The sequence below is a fragment of the Streptomyces populi genome (assembly GCF_002911015.1).
Taxonomy (GTDB): domain Bacteria; phylum Actinomycetota; class Actinomycetes; order Streptomycetales; family Streptomycetaceae; genus Streptomyces; species Streptomyces populi.
The window spans coordinates 1-9,751 of the sequence record NZ_KZ627030.1 but is presented as its reverse complement, the minus strand read 5'-3'; the positions used below and the strand labels follow the sequence as shown (position 1 = coordinate 9,751).

The 9,751-nt window shown below is 72.1% G+C and carries 7 protein-coding genes and 1 pseudogene; 2 read left to right on the top strand and 6 right to left on the bottom strand.

Going from position 1 to position 9,751, the window contains the following annotated elements; genetic code table 11:
* Nucleotides 1-114: 114 nt before the first annotated feature.
* From CW362_RS41420 to CW362_RS41395, 6 genes and pseudogenes are all read right to left on the bottom strand, one after another.
* Nucleotides 115-381 (bottom strand): annotated as a pseudogene (locus CW362_RS41420) (DUF6457 domain-containing protein); the annotation flags it as partial.
* Between the two features lie 128 nt (nucleotides 382-509).
* Nucleotides 510-1,145 (bottom strand): vitamin K epoxide reductase family protein, encoded by a 636-nt coding sequence (locus CW362_RS41415; protein WP_240658330.1) that lies wholly within the window; start codon nucleotides 1,143-1,145, stop codon nucleotides 510-512.
* A complete protein-coding gene (gene narI, locus CW362_RS41410; RefSeq protein ID WP_103554750.1) occupies nucleotides 1,142-1,924 on the bottom strand; it encodes a respiratory nitrate reductase subunit gamma in 783 nt (260 codons plus the stop codon). Before narI ends, CW362_RS41415 begins: the two co-directional genes overlap by 4 nt.
* Nucleotides 1,921-2,712, bottom strand: coding sequence for a nitrate reductase molybdenum cofactor assembly chaperone (narJ, locus tag CW362_RS41405; RefSeq protein ID WP_103554749.1), 792 nt, complete (start codon nucleotides 2,710-2,712; stop codon nucleotides 1,921-1,923). The genes narI and narJ overlap by 4 nt, the downstream gene beginning before the upstream one ends.
* Nucleotides 2,709-4,265 carry a nitrate reductase subunit beta gene (gene narH / locus CW362_RS41400; protein ID WP_103554748.1) on the bottom strand — a complete coding sequence of 519 codons (1,557 nt, stop codon included), beginning with the start codon at nucleotides 4,263-4,265 and terminating at the stop codon, nucleotides 2,709-2,711. Before narH ends, narJ begins: the two co-directional genes overlap by 4 nt.
* 1 nt (nucleotide 4,266) lies before the next feature.
* Nucleotides 4,267-7,962: a nitrate reductase subunit alpha gene (locus CW362_RS41395; protein WP_103554747.1), complete on the bottom strand. Its 3,696-nt coding sequence runs from the start codon at nucleotides 7,960-7,962 to the stop codon at nucleotides 4,267-4,269.
* A 390-nt stretch (nucleotides 7,963-8,352) separates the two neighbouring features.
* On the opposite strand from CW362_RS41395, the gene CW362_RS41390 reads away from it, so the two are divergent.
* Both CW362_RS41390 and CW362_RS41385 read left to right on the top strand, forming a co-directional pair.
* Nucleotides 8,353-9,204 carry a DUF2249 domain-containing protein gene (locus tag CW362_RS41390; protein ID WP_103554746.1) on the top strand — a complete coding sequence of 284 codons (852 nt, stop codon included), beginning with the start codon at nucleotides 8,353-8,355 and terminating at the stop codon, nucleotides 9,202-9,204.
* 54 nt (nucleotides 9,205-9,258) lie between these two features.
* On the top strand, nucleotides 9,259-9,751 hold a 493-nt coding region (locus tag CW362_RS41385), incomplete at its 3' end, for a hypothetical protein (RefSeq protein WP_103554745.1).

The window sequence follows — 9,751 nt, the reverse complement described above, 5'->3', positions numbered from 1 at the left end:
CCTCCCGGAAGACGCGGACGCCCTTCCTCCCCGTTGTCGGCGGGGAGGAAGGGCGTCCGCTGTGGGCGGTCGGGGCCCCGGGTTCCGGGTGCGACCGGCCTCGGGCAGGGCCTGTCAGGCCGTCCCGGAGCCGGGGCGGGCCTCGGCCTCGGCCGACCACCGGGCGGCGAGGTCCGCGGCGCGCCCCGCCGCGGCGGCCACCGCGTCGGGGCCGCCGTCCGCACACCCGGCCGCGTACCCCACGAGGAACGTGGTCAGCGGGGCGGCGGGCCGGGCGACACCGTGTGCGGCATCGCCCGCCAGGGAGAGGAGGAGGGCCCGGTCGAGTTCGAGGTCGATGCCCAGCTCGGCCTGTACCGCCGCGGTCCATTCCCGCAGTACGTCGTCCATCGTCGTCGCCCTCTCGTCGGGTCCGGTCCTCCCGCCGCGTCCGGTTCTCCCGGCGCGGCGGGTCGTGTCGTCCAGGTCGTCGTCCGGGCCGCGGTCCGGACCGCTCGTCGGGCCGTCGGTCACAGCAGGCTGCTCCAGTACGGCCAGAAGCGGGTCAGGACGAGCAGCGCGATCACGCCGTACCAGGCGCCGAGCAGCATCCAGTGCGTGTCCCGGAGGACCAGCAGTACGCGCCGGGGGGCCGGGAGGATCCCCCGCTCCAGGCAGTGCAGGGTGACGTACCAGAACAGTGCGATGGTGGCGATCCACACGCCGGCGCAGTAGGGGCAGATCTTGTTCAGCTCGTAGAGGGACTGCGTCATGAGCCAGTGGACGAACACGACCCCCGCCAGCGCCCCGGCGTCCAGGGCCAGCCACAGCCCGCGGTGCAGCCGGGCGCCGGTGAGGACGGCGAGGCCCAGGACGGCCACGGCGGCGAACGCGGCCAGTCCGAGCAGCATGTTGGGGAAGCCGAACAGGCTGCCCTGCGAGCTGGACATCACGCTGCCGCAGCTCACGACCGGGCTGATGTTGCACGGGGGCTGGTAGCCGGGATCGCGGAGCAACCGCCAGTCGTCGACGGTCAGCTGGAAGGAGGCGAGCCAGCCGGCGACCCCGGTGAGGAGCATCACCAGACCCGTCCGGCGGCCGGCGCCCACGGCCCGCGCGCTCGCGCCGGCCGTGGACTCCGCCGCGAGCGCGGGAGTGTGGCTCATCGGGTGTGTCCGGAGTGGAACTCCCGCCGGGTCCGGCGCGTGGCCGCCGGGGCCGCCGCAGGTACGGCCCTCCTGCGGTACACCAGGTAGGGCCGGGCGAGGTAGCCGACCGGCACGCTCCACACGTGCACGAGCCGGGTGAACGGCCAGGCGGCGAAGAGCAGGCAGGCGCACAGGGCGTGCACCTGGAACAGCAGCGGCGCTCCGGCCATCGCCTCCGGCTGCGGCTGGAGGGTGAACAGGCCGCGGAACCAGACGGAGATGGTGACGCGGTAGTCGTAGCCGGCGCCGAACACGTTGTGCGCGGCGGTGGCGGTGATGCCCAGCAGGGCGGTGGCGGCCAGCAGCGGGAAGAGCACCTTGTCGCTGCGGTCGGTGTGCAGCCGGATCGTGCGGGTCAGCAGTCGGCGGGCGCACAGCATGCCCAGTCCGGTGACCATGGCCACGCCCGCCACCGAACCCGCCGTCACGGCGGTGGTGTGGTACATGTGCTCGGAGATGCCCACGGCCTCGGTCCAGCTCTCGGGTACGACCAGCCCCACCACATGCCCGCCGATCACCATGAAGGTGCCCAGGTGGAACAGCGGGCTGCCCCAGCGCAGCCAGCGGTGTTCGAGGAGCTGGCTGGTGCGGGAGGTCCAGCCGAACTGGTCCTGGCGGTAGCGCCAGACGTGTCCGACCAGGAACACGGCGAGACAGATGTAGGGCACGGCGACCCACAGGAGCAGATCGGTTCCGCTCACGGGCGCGGCGGCCAGGAGGGTGGGTACGGCGTTCATCGGGGGCCTTCCGTACGGCTGGTCGGGGCGGGCGGCACACGGGTCGGCTCGGCGGGCGCGGGCGGCACGAAGGCGCCCGGAGGGGCGAACTCCCCCTCCCCGTAGGTCCCGTAGGGGTCGAGGCCGACCTCTTCGTTCGGCGGGCCCTCGGCGACGAGCTGGTCCACCGCCGCCCGGTCCGCCTCGGTGGGCGGCGGCAGCAGGGTGAGCAGCGCGGCCAGTACGTGCCGGTAGGGGGAGCCGGAGTCGGTGAGGGCGCGGTGGATCAGCTCCAGGCCGCGCCGGTGCTGGCGCAGCGGCGCCTCCCCGCCGCCCGGACCCGCCAGGGCGGCGAACTCCAGTACCACCGGCAGGTGGTCGGGCAGTTCGCCCCCGTCGGTCTCCCATCCCGCGGCCCGGTAGCGCTGGTTCAGCGTGAGCAGGGCCATGCCCCGGCGCCGGGTGTCACCGTGCAGGTAGTAGGTGAGGTAGAGGCTGCTCTTGCGGCGCAGGTCGAACATCTCGACGTAGTGCCGCTCCAGCGACTCCAGGTCCTGGCCGGCGAACCAGGCGGCGAAGCCGGCCAGGTGCTCCGCCGCGGGCGACGGCGGCAGCGCCTCGACGGTGGCCGTCAGCACCGGCCGGGCGGCGGCGAGTTCGGCGTCCGGGTACTGCAGCAGCAGCGAGCACATCCGCAGCAGCAGGACGCGTGCCTCGGTCTCCTCGGGGGTGAGCCGGGCCGGGCGGCGCACGGCCGCGCGGATCCGGGTGCGCACCAGCTCGGGAATCGTCGTCGGCAGCGGACTCATGCTCGGCCTCCGTCGGTCCGGCGGCGCAGGGTGGGGATGCCGAGCATGACCCGGCCGGCCTTGTCGGTGCGGTCGTCGCCGGAGGACTCCACCGGGCAGCGGTTCTCCATGGCGCTGAGGGCGGCCGCGTCCTCCTTGTGGGCGGCGGGCACCACGTAACGGTCGTCGTACTTGGCGACGGCCAGCAGGCGGTGCATGTCCTCCGCCTCCCTGACGGTGAGGCCGACGGCCTTCAGCGCGGCCTCGTCGCCCTCCTCGCCGAGGGTGCGCTCGCGCATGTACGAGCGCAGCGCGGTGAGTTTCATCAGGACTCCGGCGACGACGTCGGTGTCGCCGGCGCTGAAGAGCTCCGCCAGGTACTCCAGCGGGATGCGCAGCCGGGTGACGGCGGCGAAGACGTGGTCGGGGTCGTCCTGGTTGCCGCCCGCCGCGTCGACGGCGTCGAGCACGGGGGAGAGCGGGGGCACGTACCAGACCATCGGCAGGGTGCGGTACTCCGGGTGCAGCGGCAGCGCCACCTTGTAGCGCGAGATCAGCGCGTGCACCGGGGAGCGGCGGGCGGCGTCCAGCCAGTCCTCGGGGATGCCCGAGGCGCGGGCGGCCGCGCGGACCTCCGGGTCCTCCGGGTCGAGGAAGACGTCGCGCTGGGCGTCCAGCAGGTCCTTCTCGTCCGGGGTGGCGGCGGCCTCGCCGACCTTGTCGGCGTCGTACAGCACCAGGCCGAGGTAGCGCAGGCGCCCGACGCAGGTCTCGGAGCAGACGGTGGGCTGACCGGCCTCGATCCGCGGGAAGCAGAAGGTGCACTTCTCCGCCTTGCCGGTGGCGTGGTTGATGTACACCTTCTTGTACGGGCAGGCCGTCACGCACATCCGCCAGCCGCGGCAGGCGTCCTGGTCGACCAGGACGATGCCGTCCTCGACCCGCTTGTACATCGCGCCCGACGGGCAGGCCGAGACGCAGGCCGGGTTGAGGCAGTGCTCGCACAGCCGGGGCAGGTGGAACAGGAAGGTCTGCTCGAACTCGAACTTCACCTTCTCGGCCCACTCGCCGCTGAGGTTGGGGTCGGCGCCGGCGTTCTCGCCCGCGCCGCCCAGGCCGTCCTCCCAGTTGGCGCCCCAGGTGATGGCGGTGGGTTTGCCGGTGAGGACCGAACGGGGCTGGGCCACCGGGAAGTCCGGGCCCGCCGGGGCGCTGACCAGGTTGTCGTAGTCGTAGGTGACCGGCTCGTAGTAGTCCTCGATGGACGGCAGGTCGGGGTTGGAGAACAGCGACAGCAGGCGCTTGACGCGGCCGCCCGAGCGCAGCACCAGACGGCCGCGCTTGTCGAGCATCCAGCCGCCCTTCCAGTGCTCCTGGTCCTCGTAGCGGCGGGGGTAGCCGACTCCGGGCTTGGTCTCGACGTTGTTGAACCAGGCGTACTCGACGCCGGTGCGGTTGGTCCACGTCTGCTTGCAGGTGACCGAGCAGGTGTGACAGCCGATGCACTTGTCGAGGTTCATCACCATGGCGATCTGTGCCATGACGCGTCCGATGGTGGCTTCGCCACGGGGCATGTCAGTACTCCACGTTCTGCGAGCGCCGGCGGATGACGGTGACCTCGTCGCGCTGGTTGCCGGTCGGGCCGTAGTAGTTGAAGGCGTAGGTGAACTGGGCGTAGCCGCCCGCGAGATGGGTGGGCTTGAGCAGCAGTCTGGTCAGCGAGTTGTGGATGCCGCCGCGCCTGCCGCTGACCTCGGTCTTCGGCACGTTCACGTTGCGGTCCTGGGCGTGGTACATGTACACCGTGCCCTCGGGCATGCGGTGCGTGACCACGGCGCGGGCGGCGACGACGCCGTTGCGGTTGTACGACTCGATCCACTCGTTGTCCTTGACGCCGATCTTCTCGGCGTCGACGGTGGACATCCAGATCGTCGGCCCGCCCCGGGACAGGTCCAGCATGTACTTGTTGTCCTGGTAGTTGGAGTGGATCGACCACTTCGAGTGCGGGGTCAGGTAGCGGACCGTGACCTCGGCCCGGCCGTCCTCGTGCAGGTGCTCGTCGCCGTAGTGCTTGGGCGTGTTCAGCGGCGGCCGGTAGACCGGCAGTTGCTCGCCGAGCTCGGCCATCCAGTCGTGCTGGACGAAGAAGTGCTGGCGGCCGGTGAGGGTGTGCCAGGGCTTCTTGTGCTCGGTGTTGATGACGAACGGCGAGTAGCGGCGCCCGCCGGTCTCGCTGCCGGACCACTCGTAGGACGTGATCACGGAGCGGGGCTGGGTGCGGGTGTCGGCGAAGGTGATGCGCTCCGCCTCGCGCTCGGCGGACAGCTCCACCAGGCCCTTGCTGCCGGTCTGGCGCTCCAGCTCCTTGAAGCCCTCGGTGGCCAGCCGTCCGTTGGTGGTGCCGGACAGGGCGAGGATCGCCTCGCACATGTCGGACGCGGTGGCGATCGAGGGCCGGCCCGCGGCGACGCCGTCCCGGACGGTGCCGCAGCGGTGCCGCAGGTCCTCCAGCTCCTGGTCGGGGTGGACGGTGACGCCCTTGGTGGTGGTGCCCAGGGTGTCCAGCAGCGGACCGATGGCGCGCATCTTCTGGTTGATGACGGCGTAGTCGCGCTCGATGACGACCAGCTTCGGCATGGTCCTGCCGGGGACCGGTTCGCACTCGCCGTGCTTCCAGTCCTTCACCGTCCCGCCCGGCTGGGCGAGTTCGTCCGGGGTGTCGTGCAGCAGCGGCACGGCGAGGACGTCGGTGCGGGTGCCCAGGTGCTCGGCGGCCAGTTCGCTGAACCGGTCGGCGATGGTCATGAAGGTGTCGTAGTCGGTACGGGCCTGCCAGGGCGGGGCGATGGCCGGGGTGAAGGCGTGCACGAAGGGGTGCATGTCCGTGCTGGACAGGTCGTCCTTCTCGTACCAGGTGGCGGCCGGCAGGACCACGTCGGCGAGCAGACCGGTCGACGTCATCCGGAAGTCCATGCAGACCATCAGGTCGAGCTTGCCCTCGGGCGCCTCCTCCCGCCACACCACGTCCTTGGGACGTCCCTCGGCAGGGGTCTCCTCGGAGCGGACGGCCGCGTCGGTGCCCAGCAGGTGGCGCAGGAAGTACTCGTTGCCCTTGCCGGACGAGCCGAGCAGGTTGGCCCGCCACACGGTCAGCACCCGCGGGAAGTTGGCCGGGTCGTCGGGGTCCTCGGCGGCGAACCGCAGCTCCCCGGACTTCAGCTCGTCCACGATGTGCTCGGAGACCTCCTTGCCGCGCTTCCTCGCCTCGTCGGTGATGTCGAGCGGGTTGCGGTTGAAGCCGGGGTGACCGGGGCTCCAGCCCAGCCGGATCGCCTGCGCCAGGCAGTCGGCGAAGCCCTTGTCCTTGAAGCGGCCCTCACCGAGCGGGGAGGCCAGTTCCTCCGGTCCGAACGCCTCGTAGCGCCACTGGTCGGAGTTGAGGTACCAGTACGAGGTGCCCGCCATGTGCCGGGTGGGCCGCTGCCAGTCGAAGGCGAACGACAGGTGCTGCTGCCCGGTGACCGGGCGGACCTTCTCCTGGCCGACGTAGTGCGCCCAGCCGCCGCCGTTGACGCCCTGGCAGCCGGTCATCGTGGTCAGCGCCAGGAAGGCCCGGTAGATGGTGTCGGAGTGGAACCAGTGGTTGGTGCCGGCGCCCAGCGCGATCATCGAACGGCCGTTGGTGCGCTCGGCGTTGCGGGCGAACTCGCGGGCGATCCGGGCCGCCTGCTCGGCGGGCACCGAGGTGACCGTCTCCTGCCAGGCCGGGGTGTAGGGCTCGGAGGCGTCCTCGTAAGAGGCGGGCCAACTGCCCGGCAGACCGGGGCGCCCGACGCCGTACTGGGCGAGCATCAGGTCGAGGACGGTGGTGACCAGGCGGCCGCCGATCCGGCGCGCCGGCACACCGCGCACCAGGACCGAACCGCCCTCGGTGGCGCCCTCGTCGAAGCGGGGCAGCGCGACCTCGACGGTCGTCTCCGCGCTCTCCAGCAGGCTCATCTCGGGCACCACGTCGCCCAGTTCGAGGTTCCAGCGGCCCTGTTCGGACTTCTCCCAGCGGAAGCCGAGCGAGCCGTTGGGCACCACCGGTTCGCCGGTCGCCGAGTCGATCAGCACGGTCTTGGAGTGGGCGTTCTCGCCGTCCTGACCGAGGTCGGCGGCGGTCAGGAACCCGTCCGGGACGAGACCGCGCTCGTGCTCGCGCAGCGTCACCAGGAACGGGGCGTCGGTGAACTTCCGCATGTACTCCTGGAAGTACGACACCTCGCGGTCGACGATGAACTCGCGCAGGATCACATGGCCCATGGCCATCGCCAGCGCGCCGTCCGTGCCGGGGTGCGGGGAGACCCATTCGTCGGCGTGCTTGACGTTGTCGGCGTAGTCGGGGCTGACCGCGACGACCTTGGTGCCGTTGTAGCGGGTCTCGGTCAGGAAGTGCGCGTCGGGCGTGCGGGTGACGGGGATGTTGGAGCCCCACATGATCAGGTAGCCCGCGTTCCACCAGTCCGCGGCCTCCGGCACGTCGGTCTGGTCGCCGAAGACCTGCGGGGAGGCGATCGGCAGGTCGGCGTACCAGTCGTAGAACGACAGCAGGGTGCCGCCGATCAGCGAGTGGTACCGCGCGCCGGCCGCGAACGACGCCATCGACATCGCCGGGATGGGCGAGAAGCCGGCCACCCGGTCGGGGCCGTACGTCTTGACGGTGTGCACCTGGGCGGCGGCGACCAGCTCGCTCACCTCGTCCCAGTCCGCGCGCACCAGACCGCCCTTGCCGCGGGCCCGCTTGTAGGCGCGCGCCTTCGCCGGGTCGCCGGTGATCTCGGCCCAGGCCGCCACCGGGTCGCCCAGCCGCTTGCGGGCCTCGCGCCACATCTTCAGCAGCGTGCCGCGCACGTACGGGTAGCGGACCCGGCTGGGGGAGTACGTGTACCAGGAGAAGGACGCCCCGCGCGGGCAGCCGCGCGGCTCGTACTCGGGGCAGTCCGTGCCGATCGACGGATAGTCCGTCGCCTGGTGCTCCCAGGTGATGATGCCGTCCTTGACGTACACCATCCACGAGCAGGAACCCGTGCAGTTGACCCCGTGCGTGGACCGTACGACCTTGTCGTGCGCCCACCGGTCGCGGTAGAAGCCCTCCCACTTCGGGTCGCCCTCGCCGAACACCGCACGGCCGTCGGCCGACACCTCGCGGCGGGTGAGCAGCCGCCGGGCGGCCAGCGGCCAGTCCTCACCGAGCGACGCCCGCGGTCGTACGTTCTGATCTTTCTCCATGGCGCTGACGCTATGTGCCGCCGACCTCGGCGTACCTGGTCCGGCGGTCCCTGCCGGAGCGCCTTGTGGCCCACTTCGCGCGGCCGCAATGGGGCCGAACGGCCCCTGGACCGGACCCGGTCGGCCAGGTCGGCGGACGGGGCCGCGGTCGCATGCTGATGTCCGTCCGAACCGCGGACGGCCGGCCGGTCCGGTCGTGCGTCCGGCCGCTCCACCGCGGCCGGACGCGGCAACCCCGGTCCGGACCCCGGAAGCCGGCCCCGGCCCGTGAACACCGCTCCCGGCCGGGCGACCGGCCCCGAAACGCCCCCGCCGGCACCGGACATCGAAGTCCCTTCCACGCCCGTACCGGTCGGCCGAGCCGACCACCGACCTTCCGGAGGCACCGTCATGAGTGTGCTCACCCTCGCCTCGACCCCCGAGGACGCAGCGGCCCTCGAAGCAGCGGTGGCTCATCACGCCCGTCTCGCCGGGGAGTTGGCGGGACGCGTGAGGATGCTGCTCGCGTCCGCGGACACGGACCCGGGTGCCGCCGAGGTGATCCACACCGGCCTGACCGCGTTCTGCGACCGCTCGCTGCTGCCGCACGCCGCCGCCGAGGAGGCCACGCTCTACCCCACCGCCCACGGCCTGCCCGAGGCACGGTTGCTCGTCGAAGGCCTGATCGGCGAACACCGCTGTCTGACCGCGCTCGTCGACGCGCTGCGCGCGGCGCCCTCCCCGGCGGATTCGGCAGCCGACGCCCGCGCCCTGCAGGTGCTCTTCGAGGAACACGTGGCCAAGGAGAACGGTCTCGTGCTGCCGCTGCTCGCCATGGCACCCGAGATCTCGCTCGCCGGCCTGCTCGCGGACACGCACCGGTGGCTCGCGAGCGACGCGACCCTCGTGGACGCCCATGAACCCCGGACCGCCGAGAAGGCCCGGAACACCGAGAAAGGACAGGACATGCGAGAAGAACCGATCGAGGAGACCGGCGGCTGCGGCGGAGTGTGCGGCTGCGGCGCCGCCGAGGAGGCGGCGGAACCCGAGCTGGACGTACGGGAGGTCCCGCACGCCCTGCGCCACGCCACCGTGTTCGGCGCCCTCGACGCCGTCCCGGCGGGCACCGCGATGGTGCTGGTCGCCCCGCACGACCCGCTGCCGCTCCTCGCGCAGATCGAGCAGCGCAATCCCGGGATCTTCTCGGTGGAGTACCTGGAGAGCGGACCCGAGGCCTGGCGGCTGAGGCTCAGCCACCACTGAGCCGGCGACGCCCCGCCGTACCCGCGAGCACACGAGCACAGAAGGAAGCACATCATGGACGGAACACACCGCCGGGCCGGCACCCTGCTCGGGACGGTCGGCCTCGCCCTGGCCGCGGCCGGGCCGGTCATGCTGGTACGCGCCCGCGGCGGCAGGAAGGAGATCCGCGCCGAGCTGGCGGCCCAGAAGATCACCTTCCCCGAACGGGGGCTGCCCGCCGGGCTCGAGCCCTACGCCGGACGGCCGGTGCGGACCGGCACCGACGCGCACGCCTACGCCGAGTTCATCAACGGCAACGTCGCCCGCGCCACCGGCGGCCGCACCTACGCCGAGATCACCGCCGAGCTGCACGCGGCGGGCGGCGAGGACGAGCGGCTCTCCGAACTGCGCCGGACCGCGTTCATGGGCCAGTCCTTGCGCGCCTCGCTGATGTCCGCCTACCAGGCATGGCACCTCACCACCCTGGTCGCGGGCCTCGGCGCCGCGCTGACCGGTCTCGGTGTCGCCCTGGTCGCCACAGCGGACGCCCTGGAACCCCGCTCCCCGA

Excerpts from the sequence above, each read along its gene's own strand:
- CW362_RS41415 (WP_240658330.1), bottom strand. The coding sequence starts at position 1,145 with ATGAGCCACACTCCCGCGCTCGCGGCGGAGTCCACGGCCGGCGCGAGC.
- narI (WP_103554750.1), bottom strand. The coding sequence starts at position 1,924 with ATGAACGCCGTACCCACCCTCCTGGCCGCCGCGCCCGTGAGCGGAACC.
- narJ (WP_103554749.1), bottom strand. The coding sequence starts at position 2,712 with ATGAGTCCGCTGCCGACGACGATTCCCGAGCTGGTGCGCACCCGGATC.
- narH (WP_103554748.1), bottom strand. The coding sequence starts at position 4,265 with ATGCCCCGTGGCGAAGCCACCATCGGACGCGTCATGGCACAGATCGCC.
- CW362_RS41395 (WP_103554747.1), bottom strand. The coding sequence starts at position 7,962 with ATGGAGAAAGATCAGAACGTACGACCGCGGGCGTCGCTCGGTGAGGAC.
- CW362_RS41390 (WP_103554746.1), top strand. The coding sequence starts at position 8,353 with ATGAGTGTGCTCACCCTCGCCTCGACCCCCGAGGACGCAGCGGCCCTC.